The sequence below is a fragment of the Paraburkholderia sp. A1BS-2L genome, assembly GCF_051125205.1.
GTDB lineage: Bacteria > Pseudomonadota > Gammaproteobacteria > Burkholderiales > Burkholderiaceae > Paraburkholderia.
Genome location: NZ_CP120430.1, coordinates 352,711 through 378,015, shown reverse-complemented (window position 1 = coordinate 378,015; position 25,305 = coordinate 352,711). Strand labels below are relative to the sequence as shown.

At 62.0% G+C, this 25,305-nt stretch carries 26 protein-coding genes and 1 pseudogene; 9 read left to right on the top strand and 18 right to left on the bottom strand.

Going from position 1 to position 25,305, the window contains the following annotated elements; genetic code table 11:
* The 7 genes and pseudogenes from P5W98_RS26250 to P5W98_RS26220 form a co-directional block, all read right to left on the bottom strand.
* Positions 1 to 1,143 carry an aminotransferase class I/II-fold pyridoxal phosphate-dependent enzyme gene (locus P5W98_RS26250; protein ID WP_421027673.1) on the bottom strand — a complete coding sequence of 381 codons (1,143 nt, stop codon included), beginning with the start codon at positions 1,141 to 1,143 and terminating at the stop codon, positions 1 to 3.
* A complete protein-coding gene (locus P5W98_RS26245) occupies positions 1,140 to 2,003 on the bottom strand; it encodes an amino acid ABC transporter ATP-binding protein (protein WP_421027672.1) in 864 nt (287 codons plus the stop codon). The genes P5W98_RS26250 and P5W98_RS26245 overlap by 4 nt, the downstream gene beginning before the upstream one ends.
* Positions 2,004 to 2,027: 24 nt before the next feature.
* Positions 2,028 to 2,681, bottom strand: coding sequence for an amino acid ABC transporter permease (locus P5W98_RS26240; RefSeq protein ID WP_421027671.1), 654 nt, complete (start codon positions 2,679 to 2,681; stop codon positions 2,028 to 2,030).
* A gap of 10 nt (positions 2,682 to 2,691) precedes the next feature.
* A complete protein-coding gene (locus P5W98_RS26235) occupies positions 2,692 to 3,339 on the bottom strand; it encodes an amino acid ABC transporter permease (protein WP_421027670.1) in 648 nt (215 codons plus the stop codon).
* Between the two features lie 66 nt (positions 3,340 to 3,405).
* Complete coding sequence (locus P5W98_RS26230; RefSeq protein ID WP_421027669.1) at positions 3,406 to 4,233, bottom strand: transporter substrate-binding domain-containing protein; 828 nt, start codon at positions 4,231 to 4,233, stop codon at positions 3,406 to 3,408.
* 255 nt (positions 4,234 to 4,488) lie between these two features.
* Positions 4,489 to 4,683, bottom strand: a pseudogene (locus P5W98_RS26225) (DDE-type integrase/transposase/recombinase); the annotation flags it as partial.
* A 61-nt stretch (positions 4,684 to 4,744) separates the two neighbouring features.
* A complete protein-coding gene (locus P5W98_RS26220) occupies positions 4,745 to 5,656 on the bottom strand; it encodes a LysR family transcriptional regulator (RefSeq protein ID WP_421027668.1) in 912 nt (303 codons plus the stop codon).
* A gap of 175 nt (positions 5,657 to 5,831) precedes the next feature.
* On the opposite strand from P5W98_RS26220, the gene P5W98_RS26215 reads away from it, so the two are divergent.
* The 7 genes from P5W98_RS26215 (at position 5,832) to P5W98_RS26185 (ending at position 11,927) form a co-directional block, all read left to right on the top strand.
* Complete coding sequence (locus tag P5W98_RS26215; protein WP_421027667.1) at positions 5,832 to 6,503, top strand: alpha/beta hydrolase; 672 nt, start codon at positions 5,832 to 5,834, stop codon at positions 6,501 to 6,503.
* 21 nt (positions 6,504 to 6,524) lie between these two features.
* Positions 6,525 to 6,929, top strand: a complete 405-nt coding sequence (locus P5W98_RS26210; RefSeq protein ID WP_421027666.1) for a DoxX family protein — start codon at positions 6,525 to 6,527, stop codon at positions 6,927 to 6,929.
* A 31-nt stretch (positions 6,930 to 6,960) separates the two neighbouring features.
* On the top strand, positions 6,961 to 7,653 hold the full coding sequence (locus P5W98_RS26205) for an LLM class flavin-dependent oxidoreductase (protein WP_421027665.1): 693 nt from the start codon (positions 6,961 to 6,963) through the stop codon (positions 7,651 to 7,653).
* The gene (locus tag P5W98_RS26200) at positions 7,601 to 8,851 is read left to right on the top strand and encodes an IS256 family transposase (protein WP_421024726.1); all 1,251 of its coding nucleotides are present in this window, start codon (positions 7,601 to 7,603) and stop codon (positions 8,849 to 8,851) included. The genes P5W98_RS26205 and P5W98_RS26200 overlap by 53 nt, the downstream gene beginning before the upstream one ends.
* 79 nt (positions 8,852 to 8,930) lie before the next feature.
* The gene (locus P5W98_RS26195) at positions 8,931 to 9,362 is read left to right on the top strand and encodes an LLM class flavin-dependent oxidoreductase (RefSeq protein WP_421027664.1); all 432 of its coding nucleotides are present in this window, start codon (positions 8,931 to 8,933) and stop codon (positions 9,360 to 9,362) included.
* Positions 9,363 to 9,788: 426 nt separating this feature from the next.
* Positions 9,789 to 10,127, top strand: a complete 339-nt coding sequence (locus tag P5W98_RS26190) for a DUF4148 domain-containing protein (RefSeq protein ID WP_421027663.1) — start codon at positions 9,789 to 9,791, stop codon at positions 10,125 to 10,127.
* Positions 10,128 to 10,376: 249 nt separating this feature from the next.
* Positions 10,377 to 11,927: a phospholipase D family protein gene (locus P5W98_RS26185; protein ID WP_421027662.1), complete on the top strand. Its 1,551-nt coding sequence runs from the start codon at positions 10,377 to 10,379 to the stop codon at positions 11,925 to 11,927.
* 390 nt (positions 11,928 to 12,317) lie between these two features.
* On the opposite strand, the gene P5W98_RS26180 is transcribed toward P5W98_RS26185, so the two are convergent.
* The 6 genes from P5W98_RS26180 to ehuA form a co-directional block, all read right to left on the bottom strand.
* On the bottom strand, positions 12,318 to 13,679 hold the full coding sequence (locus P5W98_RS26180) for an MFS transporter (protein ID WP_421028033.1): 1,362 nt from the start codon (positions 13,677 to 13,679) through the stop codon (positions 12,318 to 12,320).
* An 89-nt stretch (positions 13,680 to 13,768) separates the two neighbouring features.
* Positions 13,769 to 14,548 (bottom strand): ectoine utilization protein EutA, encoded by a 780-nt coding sequence (gene eutA / locus P5W98_RS26175; protein WP_421027661.1) that lies wholly within the window; start codon positions 14,546 to 14,548, stop codon positions 13,769 to 13,771.
* Positions 14,549 to 14,551: 3 nt separating this feature from the next.
* The gene (gene ehuD, locus P5W98_RS26170) at positions 14,552 to 15,211 is read right to left on the bottom strand and encodes an ectoine/hydroxyectoine ABC transporter permease subunit EhuD (protein WP_421027660.1); all 660 of its coding nucleotides are present in this window, start codon (positions 15,209 to 15,211) and stop codon (positions 14,552 to 14,554) included.
* 4 nt (positions 15,212 to 15,215) lie between these two features.
* Positions 15,216 to 15,875, bottom strand: coding sequence for an ectoine/hydroxyectoine ABC transporter permease subunit EhuC (gene ehuC, locus P5W98_RS26165; protein WP_421027659.1), 660 nt, complete (start codon positions 15,873 to 15,875; stop codon positions 15,216 to 15,218).
* A 36-nt stretch (positions 15,876 to 15,911) separates the two neighbouring features.
* Complete coding sequence (gene ehuB, locus P5W98_RS26160) at positions 15,912 to 16,754, bottom strand: ectoine/hydroxyectoine ABC transporter substrate-binding protein EhuB (RefSeq protein ID WP_421027658.1); 843 nt, start codon at positions 16,752 to 16,754, stop codon at positions 15,912 to 15,914.
* A gap of 60 nt (positions 16,755 to 16,814) precedes the next feature.
* Positions 16,815 to 17,717 (bottom strand): ectoine/hydroxyectoine ABC transporter ATP-binding protein EhuA, encoded by a 903-nt coding sequence (ehuA, locus tag P5W98_RS26155; protein WP_421027657.1) that lies wholly within the window; start codon positions 17,715 to 17,717, stop codon positions 16,815 to 16,817.
* Between the two features lie 437 nt (positions 17,718 to 18,154).
* Here ehuA and doeA point away from each other — a divergent pair, with 437 nt between their 5' ends.
* Both doeA and P5W98_RS26145 read left to right on the top strand, forming a co-directional pair.
* On the top strand, positions 18,155 to 19,375 hold the full coding sequence (gene doeA / locus P5W98_RS26150) for an ectoine hydrolase DoeA (protein WP_421028032.1): 1,221 nt from the start codon (positions 18,155 to 18,157) through the stop codon (positions 19,373 to 19,375).
* Positions 19,376 to 19,447: 72 nt separating this feature from the next.
* The gene (locus tag P5W98_RS26145; protein WP_421027656.1) at positions 19,448 to 20,542 is read left to right on the top strand and encodes an alcohol dehydrogenase family protein; all 1,095 of its coding nucleotides are present in this window, start codon (positions 19,448 to 19,450) and stop codon (positions 20,540 to 20,542) included.
* A 91-nt stretch (positions 20,543 to 20,633) separates the two neighbouring features.
* Here P5W98_RS26145 and P5W98_RS26140 read toward each other — a convergent pair whose 3' ends face one another.
* From P5W98_RS26140 to doeB, 5 genes are read right to left on the bottom strand one after another with little or no spacing between them, the layout of a single operon-like run.
* Positions 20,634 to 22,031 carry an aspartate aminotransferase family protein gene (locus P5W98_RS26140; protein WP_421027655.1) on the bottom strand — a complete coding sequence of 466 codons (1,398 nt, stop codon included), beginning with the start codon at positions 22,029 to 22,031 and terminating at the stop codon, positions 20,634 to 20,636.
* Between the two features lie 41 nt (positions 22,032 to 22,072).
* Positions 22,073 to 23,557 (bottom strand): NAD-dependent succinate-semialdehyde dehydrogenase, encoded by a 1,485-nt coding sequence (locus P5W98_RS26135; protein WP_421027654.1) that lies wholly within the window; start codon positions 23,555 to 23,557, stop codon positions 22,073 to 22,075.
* A gap of 29 nt (positions 23,558 to 23,586) precedes the next feature.
* Entirely contained in the window at positions 23,587 to 23,727 is a 141-nt protein-coding gene (locus tag P5W98_RS26130; RefSeq protein ID WP_421073378.1) for a hypothetical protein, read from the bottom strand.
* The gene (locus P5W98_RS26125; RefSeq protein ID WP_421027653.1) at positions 23,724 to 24,215 is read right to left on the bottom strand and encodes an Lrp/AsnC family transcriptional regulator; all 492 of its coding nucleotides are present in this window, start codon (positions 24,213 to 24,215) and stop codon (positions 23,724 to 23,726) included. Before P5W98_RS26125 ends, P5W98_RS26130 begins: the two co-directional genes overlap by 4 nt.
* 15 nt (positions 24,216 to 24,230) lie before the next feature.
* Entirely contained in the window at positions 24,231 to 25,268 is a 1,038-nt protein-coding gene (doeB, locus tag P5W98_RS26120; RefSeq protein ID WP_421027652.1) for a N(2)-acetyl-L-2,4-diaminobutanoate deacetylase DoeB, read from the bottom strand.
* Positions 25,269 to 25,305 lie beyond the last annotated feature (37 nt).

Genomic DNA, 25,305 nt, shown 5'->3' with positions numbered 1-25,305 from the left:
TCAATGCGATGCCCTCACGGCGACCGCGCAGCGCTCGCGCGCGAGCGCGTCGACGAACAGGTCGTTGTCGTCCCCGCTGCCGATCGACACGCGCATGCAGCTTTCGTAGCCGGCTTCGCGCCAAGGTTTGACGATTACGCCGCGCGCAAGTAGCCGCCGGGACAGCGCGCTCGCGTCCTCGTGCGTATCGAAAAACAGAAAATTCGCATATGAGCGCGCCGGCATGTAGCCAAGCGCGACAAGCGCCCCGCGCATGCGCTCGCGTTCGCACTCGACGTGCGCCACGCTCGCATCCACATGCGCGCTATCGGCAAGCGCCGCGAGCGCCGCACATTGCGCGAGATGATTGATGCCGAACGGCGTGCGAATGCGGTTCATCAGATCGACGAGCCGAGCATCGGAAGCAACGCCATAGCCGATCCGCATGCCCGCGAGCCCATACGCCTTCGAGAACGTACGCAGCATCAGCCACGGCGAACGGCTCCGCGCCAATAGCGGCAAGCAGTCGGCGTAATCGGGTGCATGGCGTGCGTACTCGTAATAGGCTTCATCCCACAGCACTAGCGTCGAGGGTGAGACGCAGGAAAGCAGCCGCTCGATCAGCGCGGCGTTCATTGCGCAGCCTACCGGATTAGAAGGATTACTTAATATTAGCATACGCGTTCGCGGACTGAGCGCCGCACACAGCGCGTCGACGTTGAATTCGAGCGCGCTCATCGGCACCGTCTTCACATGTGCGCCGGCACTTTGCGGGTAGATGATGTGCAGCCCAAACGACGGAGCCACTGTGATCACCTCGTCGCCCGGGGCGAGAAATGTGTGCGCGGCAACCGCGAGCAAATCCTCCGAGCCGTTGCCGAAGCACAGGCGCTCGGGCGAGAGCGCGACACGTTCGGCGAGCGCCGCTCGCAATGCATCGCACGACGGGTCGGGATAGATACTGACGCCCCCGGCGAGCGCGTGCGCTAGCGCGGCCTCGACGAGCGGGCCCGCGCCAAGCGGATTCTCGTTGCTCGCCAGCTTCGCGACACGTGCGAGTCCGTACTGCGCGCGCACACTGTCCGCTGACAGGCCGGCATTGTAAGGGGGCAGCGCGCGCACTTCGCTGCGGGTTGCTCCAATGAACAGCTCGGTCGGTGTCATTCGGAGTCCTTGTCGTCAGACTGCGCCCAGAAAGCATTGCGGTCGAAATAGTTTTGCAGGAACTGGCGCAGCCGCGGCTGCGTGGCGTCGTGGAACACTTCGCGCGGCTTGCCCTGCACGGCAATGCGGCCTTCGTCGATAAAGACAACCTTGTCAGCGACCTGCGCGGCAAAGCCCATCTCATGGGTGACGACCACCATCGTCATGCCTTCGCGCGCGAGCTGTTTCATCACTTGGAGCACTTCGCCAACGAGTTCCGGATCGAGCGCCGAAGTCGGTTCATCGAACAGCATGATGTGCGGTTCCATCGCCAGTGCTCGCGCGATCGCTACGCGCTGCTGCTGGCCGCCCGACAGCTTTGCGGGCCGCGTGTCCGCCTTATGCGTGAGACCAACCGTTTCGAGCATCGCAATACCGCGCTGACGCGCTTCGTCCCGTGGCATTTTGCGCACGCGCTGCAACGCTTCGGTGACGTTGCCGAGCGCGCTCATGTGCGGCCACAGGTTGAATTGCTGGAACACCATGCCGATATTGCGCCGCACCCGGTTGATCTCCGACTGCGATGCGCGTACGCGGTGGCCATTGCGCATCCTGTAGCCGAGCAGTTCGCCTTCGATCCTCACCTCGCCCCGGTCGTAGCTTTCGAGGGCGGCGAGGCAACGCAAGAGCGTGCTCTTGCCCGAGCCTGACGGCCCGATGATGCACACGACTTCGGACTTGTGGATTTCCAGATCGACCCCGCGAAGCACTTCGACTTCGCCGAATTTTTTTCCGAGACCGTGAACTTCGATCAGCGGCGAGCTGCCCGTGACTGCATGCGCGTGTAGCGAGGAAGTATGAATGTCGATGGGAGCGTTCATCGGAATCGGGCGCTGGTGGGTTAGTCAATCTGCAAGCCGTGCTTCGACCCACGCACCCACACGCGAGGTGAGCTCGACGAGCGCGAGATAGCAGACGCAAAGCACGAGCAGCGTTTCGACGAAAGCAAAGGTTTCGGAGCCGATGCCAGTCAGCACGAAAGTGAGTTCCGGCACGGTGACAATCGACAGCACGGCAGTTTCCTTGCTGAGCACGATCGTCAGGTTGGTGATCGCAGGCATGATGAGCACGAGCATTTGCGGCAACTGCACGCGCCACACGGTTTGCCATCTCGACAGGCCGAGACACTGCGCGGCTTCGAGATGGCCCGCTGGTATTGATCGGAAGCCGGAGCGAAACGCTTCGGCAAAGTACGCTCCCCCATATAAGCCGAGACCAATGATGCCAGCCGGAATCGGATCGAGCGTGAGACCGAACGAAGGGCCACCGTAGTACAGGACGAATAGCTGCACGAGGAACGGCGTCGCGCGAAAGCATTCGATATAGGCGCGTAGCACGCCGCGAACCCAGGGGGCGCACAACAACTGCATCACCGCGATGACGAAGCCAATCAGTATTGCGATCACGACACCCGCGACCCACGTGCCGAGCGTCATGCCGAAGCCCGAGGCGATCGATGGCAGATTGTGCGTGATGACGGTGGGATCGAACTGACTCATCGTGCATCCCTCATGCGTGCAGCCGCACTTCGGCGAGATGTGCGAGGCTCGCGAGCACGCCGTTGATGACCAGATAGATCAGCCCAGCCGCAACATAAACTTCGAGCGGCCGGTAGGTACTCGCGGCAATGTTCTGCGCGGTGCGCGTGATCTCGGCTACGCCGACCACCGAAATCAGCGAAGATGCCTTGATCAGCAGCACCATTTCGTTCGCGAGTGACGGCAGCGTGAGACGGAACGCTTGCGGCACCTTGATGCGCCAGAGCGTCGCGAACGTGCGCATGCCGAGCATCCGTGCCGCTTCGATCTGTCCATACGGCACGCTCAGAAACCCGCCTCGCAGAATCTCGGCGATATACGACGCCGAGCACAGCGACACCGCGCTGATGGCGGCCACGAGCGGCGGCACGTTGATGCCGACGAACGGCAGCAGGTAATAGACGAGGAGCAGTTGCACGAGCAGCGGTACTCCCCGGAAAAAGAACACATAGGCGCCGCCCAGTCTGCTTAGCCAGCGGTTCGGCGAGAGCCGCGCGGAACAAACCGCGAGGCCGATGAAAAAGCCGATCGCGAGTCCGGCCAGCGAGATCGTCACCGTGGCGAGCGTCGCCTGAAACAGCAGCGGCAACGATTGCATGAACACGTTCAGATGGAACATGGCGGGGCGTGTCGTTGTCGGACGGTGCCGCCGCGTGCATCGCAGCGGGATGGGGAACGAGGCGCGTCAGAAGTTCGGCGTCGGCATCGTATTGGGAACGGCCATCGTCGTGCCGAGCCATTTTTTCTGCAGCGCGGCGAGGCTGCCGTCAGCCTGGAGTTTCAGCAGCGCCGCGTTGAACGCGTCGAGCAGTGGCTTGCTGTCCGCGTCCTTGCGCACACAGTATGCGTAGTAAACCTTTGCACCGAACGGTGGCGTGAGCACTGCGAATGTTTCCGGACGTTGTTTCGCGACGTAGGCGATATTCGTCATTGCATTCGCGACCGCGACGATCCGGCCCGCGGCGAGATCCGAATACGCCTGGTTGTTGTCGACATATTCGCGGATCGTCGGCGCTGTGGGCAGGGTCGCTACATAGGCCTTCAACTGGTCGAGCTGCGCGGTACCCTTCGCCGCACCAATGTTCTTGCCGGCGACGTCGCTGGACTGCTTGAGCGACGTGTCGTTCGCACGCTTGAGCAGTGCATCGGTCGCGTCAGCCACGGGCAGCGTGTACGCGTAGCGCTCCATGCGGGCCTTCGTAACCGTGAGCGGGCCGCCAACCATGTCGAACTTGCCCGCTTCGAGGCCCGGGAGCACGCTCGGCCACGGCAGGTCGATGAAGCGTACCTTCACGCCGAGCTCCTTGCCGATTTCGGCAAACAGTTCTTTGTTGAAGCCGGCTTGCTGTCCGTTCTCGAGAAAGTCGAACGGTGCGAACTGCATTTCGGTTCCGACCACCAGTTCGCCGGCCTTCTTGACCTTGGCGAGCTGATCTTCAGCGAACGCGGAGACGCTGGTGGCGGCCAATGCGAGTGCGAGCGTAAAACGCTTCCAACTTGCGACGCGCTTCATAAGTTCTCCTGAGAGAATGACAGCTGTTGACAAGAATGGCGATGCGTGAAATACGCGCTGCGCGGACGCTGCGATGAAGGGCAGTATATACCGCATTTTTTTTGGAAAAATATGGTTTTTATGGCCTCGTTAACCCGCGCTTGCGATCGTCAATGACGCGGTATATACAGCCGCCGGAAAATAGTCGGCACGCCCTGGAGCATGTGTCTGACGAATATCCCCAAGCGTGACACGCTTTTTTGTCAACCTGGCGAGGCGCGGCAACGGATTTGAGCGCAGCACCCGCCGGAAAAAGCGCTTCGCCGCCTTGTTGCGCTGCTTTTGCACCAGCACATCCAGTTCGGCGCTGTGTTCGTCGACCGCATGCCACACCAAGTAAGGCTCCCCGCGCCGCGTCACGAACAATTCGTCGAGGTGCCACGAATACCCCGGCTTGTGCCGCGCCGACCTGGCGCACTGAGAGCCGCGCCGCGTTTGCATCAAACGATCAAGCGGGACCGCGAGCGATACCTCATGCTTCCGTGCAGGGGTGCCACGGCGGCACGCGAAACGCGTCCGACAAGAAGTCGATCAGGCAACGCACTTTCAGCGGCAACTGCTTCCGGCTTGGATAAACCGCGTAGATTCCGAGTTCGATTGAATGATATTCCGGCATCAACCGGATCAGCCGTCCGGCCTTCACGTCTTCGCCAATCATGAAGTCCGGCTGCAGGATGACGCCACCATCGCGCAGCGCAATGGCGCGGCACGTGTCGCCGTTGTTCGAATACATGCGTGCTTGCGTGCGCACCAGAACCTTGCCTTCCGGCCCTTCAAATTGCCACTCGTCGCGGCCGGACAAATGCGTGTAGGCCAGCACACGGTGCGCGGCCAGATCGCGCGGATGGCGCGGCGCTTCGTGGCGCGCGAGATAGCCGGGCGAGGCGCACACCACCATCGCGGTCGAGGCCAGCTTGCGACACACCATCGACGAATCCGGCAGCGTACTGATCCTCACGGCCAGATCGTAGCCTTCGTCGACGAGATCGACGACGCGGTCGTTCAGCGTGATCTCGAGGTCGATCTGCGGCCAGGCGGCCATGAAGTCGCCCCATAGCGGGGCAAGATGCGACACGCCGAAGCTGAGCGGGACGTTGACCCGCACCAGCCCGCCAGGAACCTGGGTGCGCGAGCTCACCTCGGCTTCCGCGTTGTCCATCGCCTCGAGGATTTCACGCGCCCGCTGGTAGAACAGACGCCCCTCTTCCGTCAACGACAGACGGCGCGTCGTACGGTGCAGGAGTCGCACCCCGATGCGCTGCTCAAGCGACTCGACATAGCGCGACACGGCCGCCTTCGATATCCGCAAGGTATCGACGGCGCCGACAAAGCTGCCCGCGTCGACGACCGCGACGAATACCGCCATTTCCTGACTTCGATCCATCTATTGTCTCGTTTATCGGGATTATAAATCCACAGCACCCAAGTTTATCTTCATTACTGCGATCAATAGAATCTGCCCATCCCCTCTCACGCGTAAAACAAGGCGCGGGGCATGAAACCCACTGTCATCGCGCCGGCATGGATTGCGAAGTAAGGCCATTGGAGGCCCTCGACTCATGGATATTCTGCACAACGACACCTCCTCAGGTCTCTCGTTCCGGCTGCGGCAGGCGGCAGGGCAGCCGGCGGCCAGGCTCTTCCTGCTTCACGGGGTAGGCGGCAACGAAACGAACCTGATGCCGCTCGCGCAAACGCTCGACCCTCGCCTCGAAATCGTCTTCGTGCGCGGCCCGCTCACGCTTGGCCCGGGACAGCACGCCTGGTTCCATGTCCGCTTCAGCGCACAGGGGCCCGTCATCAACGCCTGGCAGGCAGACGAGAGCCGCACGCGTCTGCGCGAACTGGTGCGCTCGCTGGCCCGCGCCGACGCCCCCGTGGCACAGCCAGCCATGATGGCCGGCTTCAGCCAGGGCGGCATTCTCAGCGCGAGCGTCGCGTTGTCCGCGCCCGAAGACGTGTCGCGCTTCGCGATCCTGAGCGGCCGCATTCTGCCCGAGATCGAGCCGCATCTCGCGTCCCCGGACCGGCTCGCGCAGGTCTCGGCGTTTATCGCGCACGGCCAGCACGACGACAAACTGCCTGTGAGCTTTGCCGGGCATGCCGATAACTGGCTCACCCGCCTCGGTGTCATGCACGACACGCGCCTGTACCCGGTCGGCCATACGCTCAGCGCCGACATCGCAAGTGACTTCTCGCGCTGGATTCACCAGCAGATCAATCTGGACTAACCCAACCAACCGGAGCCCATCATGACCGATACCCGCACCGCACCGTATGCCGCCCTCCTCCTGCGCCTCGCGCTCGGCCTCATGTTCGTTGCACACGGCCTGACCAAGCTGCTCGTCTTCACGCCGGCCGGCACCGCAAAATTCTTCGAGTCCGTGGGCTTCGCCGGCTGGTTCGCCTGGCCCATCATTGCCTTCGAGATTGTTGGCGGCGCACTGTTGCTGACGGGTGTGTACGCGCGTGCCATTGCCGCGGTTGCCGCGATCGAGCTGTTCATGGCCTCGACGGTCCACTTCGGCAACGGCTGGATGTTCACCAGCGCGAACGGTGGCTGGGAATACCCGGTTTTCCTCGCGGTCGCTGCCGCTGTCCTGGCGCTGCTCGGAGATGGAGCCTTCGCGCTCAAGCCGACGCTGCGCAACGCCTGACGCGTGACGCGCCTTGCCCGGGACTGATGCCATGGAATTCGGTATTTACACGTTCGGCGATCTCGCGACCGGGGCATCCGGCGCCACCGCAGCGCAACGACGCATCGAAGCCATCGTCGCCGCCGCGAAACTCGCCGATGAAGCCGGCATCGACGTGTTCGGCGTCGGCGAGCACCATCGCGCAGACTTTGCCGTTTCCTCGCCGTCCGTCGTATTGGGCACGATTGCCGCCGTGACCCGTCGCATGCGGTTGACGAGCGCGGTCAGCATCCTGAGCTCCGAAGATCCCGTTCGCCTCTATCAACAGTTCTCGACGCTCGACCTGATCTCGGGCGGACGTGCAGAGCTGCTCGTCGGGCGAGGCGCATACGTCGAATCGTTTCCGCTTTTTGGCTATGCGCTTGCGGACTACGAATCGCTGTTCGAGGAGAAGCTGGCGTTGCTCACAGCGATCAACGAGCAAGCGCGCGTCACGTGGTCAGGACGCCATCGCGCGGGCCTCACCGACGCCGCGATCATGCCGAGGCCGGTGCGCGGGCGTCTTCCGATCTGGCTGGCAGCGGGCGGCACGCCGTCGAGTGCCATTCGCGCCGGCCGCGCCGGTCTGCCGCTGAACCTGGGCCTGTCATTAATTTCGTGTTCAAGGCATATGATGCTCCCCTGGAGAACCTATGCCTCGCAAACCAAAAACCCCGCCGGTAGAGCTGCCGGCGATTCCCGCTGAACTGCTGGAGCAATTCGGCAACGGCCCGATGACGGCCGAAGCCATCAACGCCGCGACGCTCGCCCTCAAGAAGGCGCTGATCGAGCGCGCGCTGGGCGGCGAGCTCAATCACCACCTCGGCTACGCGCCAGGCGCTGCCAAACCGGCGAGCGTGACGAACCAGCGCAACGGGCGTGGTGCCAAAACGGTTCTGACCGAAGACGGCCCGATCCGCATCGAGGTGCCGCGCGACCGTGACGGCAGCTTCGAGCCGCTGCTGATTCCCAAACATGAGCGACGCTTTACGGGCTTCGACGACAAGATCGTCGCCATGTATGCCCGAGGCATGACCGTGCGCGAGATTCAGGGTTTCCTGCAAGAGCAATACGCTACCGAGGTCTCGCCCGAGTTCATCAGTTCGGTCACCGACGAGGTGATGAGCGAAGTCACCGCATGGCAGGCCCGACCGCTTGAGCCGATGTATCCGGTCGTGTTCTTCGACGCGCTGCGCGTGAAGATCCGCGAGGATGCCGTCGTGCGCAACAAGGCCGTCTATCTGGCGCTGGGCATTCTGCCCGACGGCACACGCGACATCCTGGGCCTGTGGATCGAGAACACCGAGGGCGCGAAGTTCTGGATGAAGGTGTTCAACGATCTGAAAACGCGTGGCGTGGGCGACATCCTGATTGCTGTCACCGACGGCCTCAAGGGCATGCCCGAAGCGCTCGCGGCTGTGTTCCCGGCGACCACCCTGCAAACCTGCATCGTGCATCTGATCCGCAACAGCCTTGATTACGCGAGCTGGAAAGATCGCAGATCGCTGGCCGCCGCGATCCGCCCGATCTACACCGCGCCAAGCGCAGAAGCGGCACAGGCCGAACTGGAGGCGTTTGCCGAAGGTCCTTGGGGCCAGAAGTTCCCGCCGGTCAGTGCTGCGTGGCGCCGCGCCTGGGATCGCGTGATTCCGTTCTTTGCGTTCCCGCCGGGCGTGCGCAAGGTGATCTACACGACGAACGCCATCGAGAATATCAATTCGCAGTTACGCAAGATCATCAAGTCCCGAGGCCACTTCCCGAGCGATGATGCGGCAACAAAACTGATCTGGCTGGCACTGCGCAACATCACCGCTGACTGGGGCCGTGCGGCTCACGACTGGAAGACAGCCATGAACCAATTCGCTATCCTCTACGCGGATCGATTCGTTCGACCATCCGTGTGATTCTCAACCCCGCCTTGAACACGGAAATTCTGACACCCCCCTGAACCTCGCCAACATCAGTGGATTGCCGGAGAAGTTCGTGCCCTTCATCGACATGTATCGGCAGACCGGTCTCGCCGCGGGGCATCCGGCCGGGCAGCTGCAGGTGGCCATTTCCGGTCATTTCCACGTGCAGCGAGATGGCGCCCGGGCGCGCGACGACTTCTTTCCCCACTACCGCCGCTACATCGCGAACAACCTGCCGCGCGGCCAGCTTGAAATCTCGCGTGGCGACTTCGAATCCCTGGCTTCGCCTCGTGGTGCGCTGTTCGTCGGCAGCGTCAATGAGATCGTCGACAAGATTCTCTTCGAGTACGAGCTATTCAGGCATCAGCGTTACATGGCCCAGATGGATATCGGCGGACTGCCATTCGACATGGTCCGGCAATCGATCGAGCTGTTCGCTACCGAGGTCATACCGGCGGTGCGACGCGCAATCACACGAAGTCCAGTTCGGGAATCATCGTCCTAATCCCTTTAGCGTAGCGCTCTCGCTGAAGGTATCTTCTCCACGCACTGCGCACCGCGCAGGCGTGTTTCGGGGGAGGCCTGTCCGGGCCTCTCCTTCTTTTTCACGCCATCGCATGGCGGACATTACCACTTCTCAGTGGCAACCCCGCCGCATCCCGCGCGACCGTTTAACAGTTGTGCGTACAACGATATGTATTAGCCATAGAACGCCCCCTCATCGTCGCTGCAGTGGCTGAAAAGCCCCCAACCAGGCAAGGCTGCGGTACGCACGGTGCATCCTCTGGCGCATCAGGATTGCGTTTGCTATTCTCTTTTGCGCGGATCGCTTACATTGCATAACGGGTGTACCCCGGGGCACACCCCCGTGCTACGTAGCGGCTCGCGTCCTCCCAACCTTGGGTACTCCAATCAATCACTAGGGGAATCAATGCGCTCCACCATCTGCAAGCTGACTCTCGCCGCTGCCACCACGGCATGTCTGATTGGCTCCGCCTCGTCAGCACTCGCGCAAACGGAGGCCAGTGCGCCAGCCGCCGCCCAGGCCGCAGCTTCACAGCCGCTCACCAAGGAACAGAAGAAACAGGCAAAGGCACAGGCCAAAGCACAGCACAAGGCAGAACGCAAAGCCGCCCGCGCGAAAAATACAGCCGAAATCAAGAAGCTTGAAGATGCTGGCTACAAGCCGGCGCAGAACGACCCGAACTATCCGCAGAACCTGCAGGATGCGCAGAAGAAGGCCAACGCAGCTGCGGGCGCCAGCCAGTAACGTGCGCGAGTGATTCATATGGTCCTGTGACGGCATCCGGTCCCGCTGCAATGCTCGCCCGAATGCCGTCGCCCTCGCCCGTGATGTCCGGCGTCTTCACTGCACCTTGCCGGTCCGTGCTCACCCGAGCGATTGTCGCGGCAAGCACGACGGGCGACGGACCCGATTGATCTGACAAACCGGCACGCGATGCGGCGAACGGTTCGCCCGCCGGCAAGACAGCACACTTCGCCCGAAGGAAAGGCATTCATGGTCACGCCGGCTTCGTTTACCGCGATGCTTTCGCTGTTTGCGCTGGTCGCGTGCGGCAGCCTGCCTTCGCAGCCAGACCGCGAGCCATCGTACGCCATCACGGATACCGCGAACACACGGCTGGGCCTCGCGTTTCGGGCTCAGGCCGAGGCCCACCCAGGTCTCGATGCCTTTCACCTGTTGCAGGATCCGGTCGACGCTCTGGACGCGCGCGTACTGCTCGCCGATCGCGCCGATCGATCACTCGACCTCCAATACTACATCTGGCATGACGATCTGACCGGCCGCAAACTGGCCGATGCAATCATCCGCGCGGCGGATCGCGGCGTAAGGGTGCGCCTACTGCTCGACGATCTCGGCACGAACGCGAATGACAGCAAGTTGCTCGATATCAGTTCGCACCCGAACATCGAGATCCGCCTGTTCAATCCGGTCGCGACCCGCACGTTCCGGAAGACTGGCGCCGCGCTTGAGTTTGCCCGCGTCAACCGGCGCATGCACAACAAGGCAATGATCGCGGACGACCAGGCTGCGATCCTCGGAGGCCGCAATATCGGTGATGAATACTTCGGCGCATCGTCGATGCTCGAATTTGGCGATCTCGATGTCGTAGTGCGTGGTCCCGCCGTGGCCGACGTATCGACCGAGTTCGATACGTTCTGGAATTCCCCTTATGTGTACCCTGTCAAAGCGCTCGTCGGACACGATGCCGCGCCCGAAGGTCTCGAACAGGAACGCGAGCGGTTGCGCGATTACCTGCGGACCATGGAAGACAACCCGTATGTGGTCATAGCACGGCAACGGCTCGAGAGGATCGTTCACGGACAGGGTACGCAGTTTTCCTGGGGGCATGCCGTAGTGCTGTACGACGATCCGTCGAAGATCGCTCATTCGCCGCGCGACGACGCAGGGCACCTGTTCCCGAAGCTGAAAGCGCTCGAACTCGAACCCGGGCATGAGCTGATCATCGTGTCGCCGTACTTCGTGCCGGGCAAGGCAGAGGTCGATCGGCTGCGCGCACTCGTCGCGCGCGGCGTGCGCGTGACGGTACTGACCAACTCCCTTGCATCTACCGACGTGGCTGCCGTCCATGCCGGTTACCGGCTTTACCGCCGTGATCTCGTCGACGCAGGGGTGATGCTGTACGAGCGACGTCCGTTCGGAGACCAGAGCATTTCGAAGCAGGTAGTGTTCGGGTCGTCGCGCGCCTCGCTTCACGCAAAAACGTACATCTTCGATCGCAGGAGCATTTTCATCGGCTCAATGAACTTCGACCCCCGCTCCCTGAAGCTCAATACGGAGATCGGGGTCTACTGCGAGAGCCCAGACATTGCCGCCAAAGTGGCAACGGACCTGGAATCGGGAATCGACCAGATCGCGTGGCGCGTGGCGACTCGGACGGACACCGCTGGCCGCACGCATCTCGTGTGGATCCAGACCGCGCCGGATGGCACGAAGACCACGCTGGATGCAGAACCTGCAGTGTCTGCAGCGCGGCGACTGGAAGTCTGGTTCCTTGGGCTGTTGCCCATCGAATCGCAGCTGTGAACAGGCGAGCCGGTCAGGCGATCAGGAGCGGATCGCTAATATGAAAGGATTAGATCCGCTTTTGCCCGGCAGCCTGTGCCATACCTGGCGCTTAAAGACGCCGTTTAGACTTTGAGCGGCATTTGAGCGCCGAATTCACGAGCCTCCAGGCCCGCAACAGTCGTCACATCGATGACGCCCGAGATTGTCACAGTTGCCAATGCATGTTGCGGTCGCGTGTCTCGCCCACCGCTTCTGGCTTTTAACAAGCGACCGGATGGACAAGGCCTCGGTCCCGCGTGGACGTGCCCCGCCCCGCTGTGCGCCTCCATGCGTCATACCCAGGCGACGCGTGCGCGGCAACGAGGCAACTTCGAAAACAGCCCACGCCGGGAACTCGAATGCATTACGCTATATCGACGCTTTCCGCTTGCCAGGAATGTCTCGCCCCCGTAGCGAACAGCCAGACGTCTCCGTCACGAAGATCAGCGCCAGCGCGCCGACTACACACGCGCCCATCATGTAGTAAGCCGGCACGAGGACATTGCCCGTGCGCGCGATCAACCACTCGCTGATCAGCGGAGCCGTGCCACCGAAGATCGACGTCGATACGTTGTACGCAATCGCCATCCCCGCATAACGCACCTGCGTGGGGAACATCGCGGGAAACATCGCCGAGATGCTCGCAAGCTGCGGAACGTAAAGCAGGCCCAACACCGAAAATCCAATCAATGCGCCGATGAGGCCGTGCTTCATCAGAAGGAACATCGGAATGGCGGCAACGAAAAGCCCGACGAGGGAAAACCACCAGACGTTCTTGCGGCCGATCCGGTCAGAGACAGCCCCTGCGAAAGGCAGGAACAGCATCATCGTCAGCATGCCGATCAGGGGCACCAGAACCGACGCATTTTCGCCCATGCCAAGCTGCTTCTGCATGAAGGTGGGCATGTATGCCAGCAGCACGTAGTTGACCACGTTGAGCGCCACCACCAGACCACCGAGTAACACCAGCGGCCGCCAGTGATCAATCACCAGTGCCTTCAGCGTGGTGCATTGTTGCGGTTCCGTTTGCTGTTCCTTCTGGCTCGCGCGCTCCAGTTCGACGAACACCGGCGTATCCTCCAGCTTCGAGCGCAAGTAAAAGCCGATCAGACCCAGCGGCGCAGCGATCAGAAAAGGCAGTCGCCATCCCCATTCATGCATGGCGGTATTGCCGAGCACGACCGAGCAGCCGAGCATCAGAAACGCGCCGAGCGAAAAACCCGCGAGCGTCGCGAACTCAAGAAAGCTGCCGCAAAAACCTCGCTTCTTGTCGGGCGCGTATTCGGCCATGAAGGTCGCGGCGCCGCCATATTCGCCACCTGTGGAAAAGCCCTGAACCATCCGCAGGACGATCAAGAGTGCCGGCGCCCACCAGCCGATGCGCGCGTAGGTCGGCACGAGTCCGACCAGCAGCGTGGCCACCGACATCAGAATGATCGTTGTCGCCAGCACCTGCTTGCGACCGAGGCGGTCTCCGAGTGGTCCCCAGAACAATCCGCCCAGTGGACGAACCAGAAATGAAATGGCGAACGTCGCGAGCGCGAAAAGTGTGGCTTGAGCCGTGCTGCCCGGGAATAGTGCGGCCGATATGTAGCTCAAGCCATATGCGTAGATGCCGTAATCGAACCACTCCGTGGCGTTGCCGAGCGCCGAAGCTGCAATGGCGCGACAAAGCAGACTCGTTGACTGACACCGCTCCGCCTCGTTGTCCCATGAATGTGCGTAGTCCATCGTTCGTCCTGAATGTCCAGCGATGTGATAGCGTCCCGACCACATCGAAATCTCTGCGGGTGATCCGCGCTTGCCGCGATTTGCGTCCCTCAAACTTCGAGCGATGGCAATGGCAGCGTCATCAATCGTCCCTGTGCGGGCCTCGCGTTGTTGTTGCCGCAAAGACGCAGACACATCCACGCCGTTGCAAGATTGCTGCTGACTGTGGGCTTGCCAATCGACGTCTCGATGCGCGCGACCAGCGCGGCCGCACGCACCGCCGTACAGGAAATAAAAAGTGCATCGGATTCGTCGGCAGTTGCCGAATGGGCAAATTCCACAATGTCGTCATGCGAGATTCTCGCCATCTCGCGGTCGTCGGCCAGGCCCAGGCAGGTGAAGCGATCGATTACGAAGCCCTGCGCAGCGAAATACGCTGCCATCGGCGCGCTGGTTTCCACCGTATAGGGCGTGAGCACGCTGATGCGCCGCGCGCCGAGCGCGCGCAACGCGGCCACTGCGGCGGCGGTCGGCGTAACCACATGCGCCTGCGGCTTCGCTGCATGAATCGCCGCTTCGATCTGCGCGGCGCCGATCATCACCGACGCCGACATACACGAATACATCACGACGTCGAGCGCTTCGTCGGGCAAGATCAACGCTGCGCCGGCGGTCAGCGAGGGCTGCATCGCACGCAGATTTTCCGGCGTGACCGGGTTCACGTAAGGCACGCGGTTCACATAAATGCCGATCCGTTCGCTTGCGACGAGCGCCGCGAAGTCCGGTTCGGTTGTGTGATCGGTGGCGAGAATCACGAGCCCGATACGCTTGTCTAGTGCGCGTTCATTAAGGCGCGGTGCACGATCGGCAGACTGGATGACGGGTCGCATTGCTCAATGTCCGAGAGGCGGAAAGCGCTTTTCAAGCAATCTCACCGCGGCTACTGCGATCAGGCTGATGCACAGGAACAGGACGCCAACCAGCGTCATCGGTTCGAGATAGCGGTAGTCTGTGTTCGCGATGATCTTCGCCTCGTTCATCAATTCGAGCACGGTAATCGCCGACAGCAGCGGCGTTTCCTTGAACATCGAAATCAGATAGTTCGCGAGCGCGGGCAGCATCGGCGGGACGGCTTCGGGCAGGATGATGTGCTGCCACGTTTGCGATGGACTCAAATTGCACGCCTTCGCGGCTTCCCACTGTCCGCGCGGCACGTTCTCGATACCGCTTCGATAAACCTCCGCCGCATACGTCGCATAGTGCACGCCGAGCGCGAGCACGCCGGCAGCGAGCGCGGGCATGCGAACGCCGATATCCGGCAGCACATAAAACACGAAATACAGTTGCACGAGCAACGGTGTGCCGCGAATGAAGCTCACCACAGCCGTCGTGCCGCCGGCAACCGCACGATTCGGCGAAAGGCGCAGCACCGCGAACACCATGCCGACTACGGCCGCCACGATCGCACCGAGCACGGTGGCGAGCACGGTGATCTCCAGACCTTGCAGCAGAATCGGCAAGATCTGGCGCGCGAAACTCCAGTCCCATTCCATGCGCTTATCTCCTCATCCCGTCGAGTCCGAAGCTCACCCGGCGCTCGAGCTTGCGCATGCCGAACGCAATCAGGCACGCCATGGCGAAATACAGTACGAGTATCGTCGCGAATGGAATCAAGGTATTGCCTGTCTGCGAGCGCACTACCTGTGCCTGAAAGGTCATATCGCCAAGCGAAATCAGCGAGACGACAGCGGTGCCTTTGAGCAATTCGATTGCGTTGTTGCCGAAGGTCGGCAGCATCAGCGGCAATGCTTGCGGCAGGATCACATGCCGCATGCGTTGATAGCGGGTCAGATTCAATGCGATACAGGCGTTCCTTTGCTCCTGGCCAATCGCCACCACTGCGCCGCGCACCACTTCCGCGCCATATGCGCCGACGTTCAGACCGAGCGCGAGGACACCGGCCTGCAAGGGCGTCAGCGTCAACCCAATCATCGGCAAGACGAAATACGCCCAGAAGAGTTGGACGAATACCGATGTGCCGCGAAAGAACTCGATATACGCTGTCGCCAGCGATCGCACCGCGGAGAATCGCGACAAGCGCCCCAATCCGGCGACAAACGCCATCACGAGGGCCTGTACCGCCCCCATCACCGTGAGTTCGACGGTGGCCTGAGCGCCCTTCAGAATCAGCAGAAGATAGCCGTACCAGTCATGCATGGACGCACCTCGTGTTGCGACAGGCCCCGAACGGCTTCATTTCGAAGCCGCGCACAATTTTTCGCGGCTGGTCGACATCGCGGCCTTGGCGGAGAATCCATAGGGTTCGACGATCTTCGCGAATTCGCCCGACTCCTTCAGCTTTTTCAGCTCGACGTCGAACGCATCGCGCAGCGCCGTATCCTGCTTGCGGAACGCTACGCCATCGCATTGCACCGGCGTGCCCTGCACGGGCGCAATGGATTCCAGATTGGCATCTTTCGCCTTCGCGAGCAGATCGCTGATCGACAGCAGCGGCAGCGCGAATGCATCGATGCGACCGTCCTGCAGCATCTTCAGTCCGCTCTGGCCATCCGGCACGACGATCACGCGGTCGCCCGGAATATTGGCGGCCATCGCAACCTTCTGTTCGGTCGTGCCGCCTTCCACGCCGATCACCGCCTTCGGATCTTTGGCGATCGCCTCATAGGTCTTGATGTTCTTCGTGTTGCCTTTCTTGACCGCGAATGCCTCGACCGCACACAGCACCGGTTGGGAATACGCAACGGCTGCGCAACGCTGCGGCGTCATGAAAAGCCCTGCCGCGATCGCGTCGTGACGTCCGACCGCGAGACCAGGAATCATTGCACCGTACTCGGAAACCGACGCGACGATGTCGTTCACACCAAGTTTCTTGAACACCGCGCGCGCCACATCCGGTGCGGCGCCGGTCACCTTGCCATCGGCGCCCACTGCCGTGAACGGCGGTTCGTTCGCGATGGCAATGCGCGCAAAGCCCTGCTGTCTTAGTTGCGCCAGCTTGTCCTGCGCGGCGAGCGCAACGCCGCCTAGCGCCAGCAGCGAAATCGTCCCCGTGATCAGCATGCCTTTCAATTTCATGGTTGCGGCTCCTTTATCGTGGTCGTATGCAATGGCGTGCGTTCAAGACACCGCAGCGGCTCAAAGCCTGTGGCCCGCAGCGATGATCTTGCGGAGAAACGCCTGGGCCCGTTCGTGTTCCGGGTGCCGGAAGATGTCTTCGGGTTTGCCTTCTTCAATGATCCGGCCGCGGTCGAAGAACAGCACGCGGTCGGCGAAGTCGTGCGCGAAACCCATTTCATGCGTGACGAGCAGCATCGTCATGTCGGTTTCCTTCGCCAGGCGCTGCATCACGTTGAGCACTTCTTCGACGAGTTCGGGATCGAGCGCCGACGTCACTTCGTCGAACAGCATGATTCGCGGCGCAAGGGCCAGCGCGCGCGCAATCGCGACGCGCTGCTTCTGCCCACCGGAGAGTTGCGCAGGACGACTCTTCGCCTTGTCCGCCATGCCCACCATGTCGAGCAATTCCATCGCCCGCCTTTCAGCCGATTCACGGCTCTCACCCTGGGTCAGGATGGGCGCAAGCGTGATGTTGTCGAGCACGCTCTTGTGCGGAAACAGATTGAAATGCTGAAACACCATGCCGACCTTCGAGCGCATCTTCTGCAAATGCCGCTCGTTCGCGGGCACCATGCGCTCGCCCTGCCGCATCTGAAACAGCGGCTCGCCATCGATCTCGACGTGACCGCCATTTATCGATTCGAGTGTCATCAGAATGCGCAGGATCGTCGTCTTGCCCGAACCCGATGGTCCGATCAACGCGAGCTTCTCACCCGGCATCACCTCCAGAGACAACTCGTCGAGCACGGTCAGCGCGCCATAGCGCTTCGTGACGCGGTCGATCTTGATCAGCGGCTTGTTCATCGCGGCTTCGACATGCGAATCGCCGACGTGAGCTCGCGCGACTCGCGAGGCGGCAGCAAAGGCGGTCGGAGCAATATCTGAAACGTTCAGCGTGTCGGTGACTCGCGCGGTATTCATCTCGATTCGATTCCCGTTCTTCATGCCAGGGGTTTGCCGGAACGCGGTTCATCGGCAGTCGCGCCCGGCAATGCTGCCAGGCTGGCCGGTTCCGCTATGCAAATCAGAATACAAAGCCATATTCGCGATCCGATTGCTCTAGAACAATTCTTTTTCCCCGCACCGAAAACGTGCCGCGCAATGCCGCCCCACAGGGCATTCATGCACCAAACCGGCATTCGCATCAGGGTCAACACCTGGACGAGCCAGCGAGCTTTTGCTGCGTCGCACCGTGCTCTCATGCGCACGTCGAAGATTGAACTAGCACATTCGAAGCGGCTTTTTCGCGGCATTAGACTGCGCCCAGAAACGCCCCAAAGGCGTCTTGTCGCGTGCCGGAGCACCTGAACAAGGCGCCATTCTCCGAACCGACGTCACGCCCAGAGAGAGATAGGAAGATGTCCGATACAACAAACCTGGAACGGCAAAGTGCAGCGCCTGCGGTACGCTTGCCATTCGAACGCGCCGAATACGCCACGCGTCTGGCCAAAACGCGCAAGGCCATGCAGGCGGCGGGAGTCGAACTCCTGATCGTGTCCGATCCCACCAATATGGCCTGGCTCACCGGATACGACGGCTGGTCGTTCTACGTGCATCAGTGCGTGCTGCTCGCACTCGAGGGCGAGCCGGTATGGTTCGGCCGCGGTCAGGACGCCAACGGCGCAAAACGCACCGTGTTCATGCAGCATGATCAGATCGTCGGTTATCCGGATCATTACGTGCAGTCGCCGGACCGCCATCCTATGGACTACCTCGCGAATGAAGTGATCGAGGCGCGCGGCTGGGGCGCACTACGCATCGGCGTTGAAATGGACAACTACTATTTCAGCGCAGCCGCATACCGGTCGCTTGTCGCGCATCTGCCGAACGCGAAATGGCAGGACGCCACCGCGCTGGTGAACTGGCAGCGCGCTGTCAAATCGGCACGTGAAATTGAATACATGCGTGTGGCCGCGCGTATCGTCGAGCGGATGCATGCGCGCATCGTCGAGCGGATCGAACCCGGCATGCGCAAGAACGACCTGGTTGCCGAGATCTACTCGACCGGCATTGCGGGTGTGGACGGTCATGGCGGCGACTATCCCGCCATCGTGCCGCTCTTGCCGACGGGCGCCGATGCCGCTGCTCCCCATCTAACATGGGACGATACGCCGTTCGCGAAAGACGCGGGAACGTTCTTCGAAATTGCAGGCTGCTTCAAGCGCTATCACTGCCCGCAATCGCGCACGGTGTACCTGGGCAAGCCGCCGAAACATTTCCTCGACGGCGAGCGTGCCGTGGTCGAAGGAATCGAAGCGGGGCTTGCCGCCGCCAAACCCGGCAATACCTGCGAAGACATCGCCAACGCGTTCTTCGCCATGCTGAACAAATACGGCATCGAAAAGAACAGCCGCTGCGGCTATCCAATCGGCGCAAGCTACCCGCCCGACTGGGGCGAGCGCACGATGAGCCTGCGCCCCGGCGACAAGACCGTGCTGGAGCCCGGCATGACGTTCCACTTCATGCCGGGTCTGTGGCTCGACGACTGGGGCCTCGAGATCACCGAGAGCATCCTGATCACCGATACCGGCGTCGAGACGCTCTGCAACACGCCGCGCAAGCTGTTCATCAAGCCGTAAGCCCCTGCCACCGCCTGGAACCCGTCTGCGTGCTCACTTCGCATCCCGCAACGGGTTCCCCAAAGGAAAACCATGCTGCCAAAGACCATGAAGGCCGTCGTGCTCACCGCGCACGGCGGCCTCGACAAGCTCGTCTATCGCAACGACGTGCCCGTTCCCGCGTGCCAGCCAGGCGAAGTGCTGCTCGACGTCACCGCGTGCGGATTGAACAATACCGATGTGTGGGTTCGTGAAGGCGCTTACGGCACCGACGACGACCCGCAAGCCGTTTCGACCTGGCGGCGCGGCCGCTCGACGCTGACGTTTCCGCGCATTCAAGGCGCGGACATCGTCGGACGTGTGGTCGCCGTCGGCCGCGGCGTGAGCGAAACGCGCATCGGCGAACGGGTGATCGTCGATGCGTCGATCTACAACCGCGATGACGACAGCCTCGCCGACATCGACTACATCGGCCACGGCCGCGACGGCGGCTATGCCGAATACACGGCGGTGCCTTCGGTGAGCGCACATCGCGTCGATTCGTCTTGCTCCGATGCCGAACTCGCGACATTCTGGTGCGCGTACCACACCGGCGAGCAGATGCTCGAGCGCGCCGCCGTAAAGCGCGGCGAAGCGGTACTGATCACGGGCGCCTCGGGCGGCGTGGGCTCGGCCGTCATTCAGCTGTGCAGGGCTCGCGGTGCGATTCCGTATGCGGTCGTGAGCCGGGGCAAGGAAGATGCAGTGCTCCAGCTCGGCGCGCAAGGCGCGATGCTGCGCGACAGCGCGGACTTCGGCGCTGCGGTCGAACGGATGACCGGTGGCAAGCCTGTCGACGTCGTGGCCGATCTGGTCGGTGGCCCATTGTTCGGCAAGCTATTGAACGTGCTTCGCCCCGAAGGCCGCTACACGACGGCCGGCGCGATTGCGGGCCCGCTCGTCCAACTCGATCTGCGCACCATGTATCTGAAACAGTTACAGTTGAACGGATCGTCGCAAGGCACGCGCGCCGCATTCAAGCGCGTGCTCGACCATATTCAGGCGGGCACCATCAAACCGGTGCTTGCGGCGACCTGGCCGCTGTCGAAGTTTCATGAAGCGCAAGCGCAATTCATGTCGAAACGCTTCGTCGGCAACATCGTCGTCGTGCCGGATCGGCATTACCGCGACGATGCCAAGGCAGCTTGAAACGCAAACGCGGTTCGCAGCGCAAAAAAGCCAGACCCACGGGTCTGGCTTTTTTGCACCTGTGTTCAGGCTATTGACGCATCACGAAGCCTCACGAAGAGGCAGCCGGCGCAAGCGCCGCCGACGCAACCTCATCCAACGCCTCACGCGCGATTTTCACGATCTCGTCAACGTCACTGCGCGAGGTCACCAGCGGCGGCGCAAAGCCGAGAATATCGCCGTGCGGCATCGCCCGCGCGATCAAGCCACGCTGCATGGCCGCCGCCGACACGCGCGGACCGACCTTCAGCGCCGCGTCGAACGGCCGGCGAGCCTCCTTGTCGGCCATGAATTCGAGCGCGGCCAGCATGCCCGCGCCGCGCACTTCACCGACCAGTGGATGCGAGTCGAACGCGGCATGAAGCTGTTCGAGCAAGTACGCGCCGGTTTGCGCGGCGTTCTGCGTGAGGTTCTCGCGCTCCAAAATATCCAGATTCGCGAGCGCCGCCGCCGCGCACACTGGATGGCCCGAGTACGTCCATCCATGCCCCATCGCGCCGAGTTCCTGAGACGCCTTGTCGATCACGTCCCACACGCCCTCGCTCACGATCACGCCCGACAGCGGCGCATAGGCACTCGTCAGGCCCTTCGCGACGGTAATCAGATCCGGCGCGATGCCATAGTGCTGCGCGCCCATTTTCGAACCGACCCGGCCGAAACCGCACACGACTTCGTCGCAAATCAGCAGAATGTCGTGCTTTTTCAGTACCTGCTGGATGGCGGGCCAGTAACCGGCAGGGGGAGGCAGAATGCCGCCGGTGCCCATCACCGGTTCAGCGATGAACGCGGCGATCGTATCGGCGCCCTCTTTCGCAATCAGCTTCTCCAGTTCGTCGACGCAATACGCGACGAATTGCTTTTCGTCCATTCCCGCCGGCGCCTGCCGATACCAGTGCGGACACACCGTATGCTTGACGCGATCGATTGGCAAATCGAAGCATTGATGGAAGCTCGGCAAGCCCGTCAGGCTGCCGGTCACGATGCCCGAGCCGTGATAGCCGCGCTGCCGCGAGATGATCTTCTTCTTGTTCGGACGGCCCTTCACGTTGTTGTAGTACCAGACGATCTTGATCTGCGTTTCGTTGGCGTCCGACCCGGACATGCCGTAGTACACCTTCTTCATCCCCTGCGGCGACCAGTCGATGATGCGCTTCGACAATTCGATGATCGTATCGGTCGAGTGGCCGACGTAGGTGTGATAGTAGGCGAGCTTCTTCGCCTGCTCGTAGATAGCATCGGCGACTTCCGTGCGGCCGTAGCCGATGTTCACGCAATAGAGACCGGCGAACGCGTCGATATACGACTTGCCCTGGTGGTCTTCGATGCGAATGCCTTTGGCGCCCGTCACGATGCGCCCGGGCAGCGCGCCATTCGCGTGGTCGTGCGCATGCGTCGACGGATGCATGAAGTGCGCGCGGTCGGTGTTAAAGAGTTGATCGAGTTGAGTCATCGGAAGCTCCTTCGTGTAATCCATCCAGGGTTTGAGTTGCGCTACGCTGCGCGACTCTCGGTAACCGGCAGGCCAAGTTGCCCGAGGCAGAAATAGCGGGTTTCGACGAACGGTTCGAAGCCTTCGGCTCCGCCTTCGCGGCCGAGTCCCGAAGACTTGACGCCGCCGAACGGAATAGGTGCACCGGTGAACTTCGCACCGTTGACCGAAACCATCGCGAATTCCAGACGGCGGATCAGTTGAAAAACCGTGTTGATGTCCCGCGCACAGACGTAGGCGGCAAGGCCGTATTCGGTATCGTTCGCGCGCTCGATCACTTCGTCGAGCGCATCGAACGGCGACACCCCCGAGATCGGCGCGAAGTTTTCTTCGTCGTAGATACGCATGCCCGGCGCCGCGTCGGCCACCACGGTTGGCTCGAAGAACCAGCCGCCGCGCTCGTGCGGGTTGCCACCCACCGTGATGCGCGCGCCCTTCGCCTTCGCGTCGGCAACGCGCTGTGCTGTGCTGTCGAATGCGGCCTGGTGCATCAGCGGCCCGACATCCACGTTTTCCTCGAATGCGGCGCCCACATTCAGCGCCCGCACGGCTTCGGTGTAGCGTTCGACGAATGCCTCGTACAGCGGCCGCGCGACGAAGATGCGATTGGCTGCGCAACAATCCTGCCCCGAGGTCTGAAACTTCGCCGCGACTGCAACACGCACGGCCTCTTTGAGATCGGCGTCCGCCGTCACGATGAAAGGCGCGTTGCCGCCAAGTTCCAGGGCCGTCTTCTTGATGCCGGCGCGCGCGGCCGTCTGCATGACGAGCGCGCCAACGCGCGTCGATCCCGTGAAGCTCACTGAACGCACGCGTTTGTCGCTCACGAGCGTTTCCATCGCCACTTGCGGCTCGCCGAGCACGACGTTGAACACGCCCGCCGGAAAGCCAGCTTCTTCGGCCAGTTGCGCGAGCGCGAGTGCGGAGAACGGCGTTTCGTGCGCAGGCTTCACGACCACGGTGCACCCGGCGGCGAGCGCGGCAGCCGCTTTGCGCGTGATCATCGCGCACGGAAAGTTCCACGGCGTGATCAGCGCAGCGACGCCCACGGGTTCCATCACCGTACCGAGATGCGCACCATCGATATGAGTCGGAATGTTGCGGCCATTCAGCCGGCGTGCTTCATGCGCGAACCATTCGACGAAACTCGCGCCGTATGTGATTTCGCCGCGCGCTTCGGCAATCGGCTTGCCCTGTTCGAGCGACAAAATCGCCGCGAGATCATTCCGATGGCGCAGGATCAGTTCATGCCAGCGCAGCAGCAATGCCGTGCGTTGATTAACCGGCAGCCAGCGCCATTTCGAGAACGCACGCCCGGCGGCGTCAACTGCTTCGGTAATCTGCGCGGCGTCCAGCATCGGTACGTGGCCGAGCACCTTTTGATCGGCGGGATTGAGGACTGGAATGCTCGTCGCACTCGCGCTATGCACCCAGCGCCCATCGACATAGCACAACGACTTGAAAAGAACCGGATGACCCAGCAACATGAATGCCTCCTGTTTGCAATCCATGTGTGTCACTGTACGGGCTGCGGCGCTGTGTTTTTTTTGGTTGATGCGCCTTGAAACCTGGCTTTTTTTCTGAATTTCGAAATGACGTCGTGCGTTTTTCTGCGGCCGCGCAAAGCCGCCGGACGATAGCCGCCGGCACGCTTCATGCGCCGTCGCCGATGCTCTCCTGCGCCCAGTCCGGCAACTCTTCGACGCCGCTTTTGACGACCTTCGTGACGATGTACGTGAAGTACTTTTCGATGCTCAGTTCGTCGCCCAGCAGCGAATCGATGAAGCGCTGATAGTGGTCGATATCACGCGACATCACGTGCATGACATAGTCCACGCCGCCGCCGGTGGCGTGGCATTGCACGACCTGCGGCGCGCGAGCGACACGCTCTTCGAAACGCCGCATGTCGTGCGCGGTGTGACGCGCGAGTGTAACTTCGACCACCACGCGGCTGCCTTTGAACGCGGCCACCCAATCGATGTCGGCGCGATAGCCGCGTATTACGCCGCCTTCCTCGAGACGCTTGACGCGTTCCCACGCCGGCGATATCGACAGGTTGATTTCCTCGGCGAGGCGCGACTTGGTGATGCGCCCATCGTGCGCTAGGATGCGCAGAATCGCCAGATCGTAGCGGTCGAGCTTCATCGGACGATTACGCCGTTAGCGCGCCGTGACCGGTATGCCGCGCTCGACGACGTCGGCCAGCACCGCCACCGTATCGCCGGTTCTGACGAGGCCGGGAAAATGCCGCGCGGCGAGCATGCCCGCACGACGCGCGCGATATTCGACGGGCGCGGTGCCGGTGCGCGACGCATCGTAGATGCGCGCGATGACTTCTCCGTTTTCGACCATATCGCCGAGGTCCTTGCACAATTCCAGCAGACCATCATGCTCGCTCGTCGTGTAGCAGGTGGCGTCGGGCATATCGAGCAGCGTCGTGGTGCGCGCGGTGTTTGGCGCGGTCGCATTGTCGGCAGCCGTTGCGAGAATGCCCGCATGCTGCAAAAAGCCTCGCACGCCGCGCTCCGCGATTGCAACGCTCTGCACGGTGGCCGTGCCGCCGCCGCCAAGTTCCGTCGAGACGAACACCTTGCCAGCCTCCTCGACGGCCGTGTCGTATAAACCGACGCTATCCAGTTCGAGCATGCGCATCGAATACGGCGCGCCGAATGCGCGCATCGCGGCTTCGCAACGCGACTGCTGATTCGCGTCGGGCAAGACGTGAATGGCGGCGAATGGCACGAAGTCGAGCGTGCGCCCGCCCGCGTGCAGATCGAGCACGTAATCGGCAAGCGGCAGCAGATACCGCTGGAAGTAGTCGGCGATTTTTTCGGTCGCCGTGCCGTCCGGCTTGCCGGGGAAGCTGCGATTCAGATTGCCGCGATCGATCGGCGACGTGCGGCTTCCCGCTCGAAACGCCGGAAAGTTCATGAACGGCACGACGATCACGCGCCCCTTCACATCCTTCGCTTTCAGCGACACCGCCAGTTTTGACAGCGCGATCGGCCCTTCGTATTCGTCGCCATGATTGCCGCCGGTGAGCAATGCAGTCGGTCCTTCGCCATTGCGCACGACGGTGACGGGAATCATCTCGGCGCCCCACGCAGAACCATCGTGCGAGTGCGGCAGTTTCAGAAAGCCATGTTGTTCGCCGTCCGCGTTGAAATCGACCGTCGGCTGAATAGGTGATGCACGCATCTGAACTGCTCCTTCATGTGCCGCCTGGGCGGCGTTT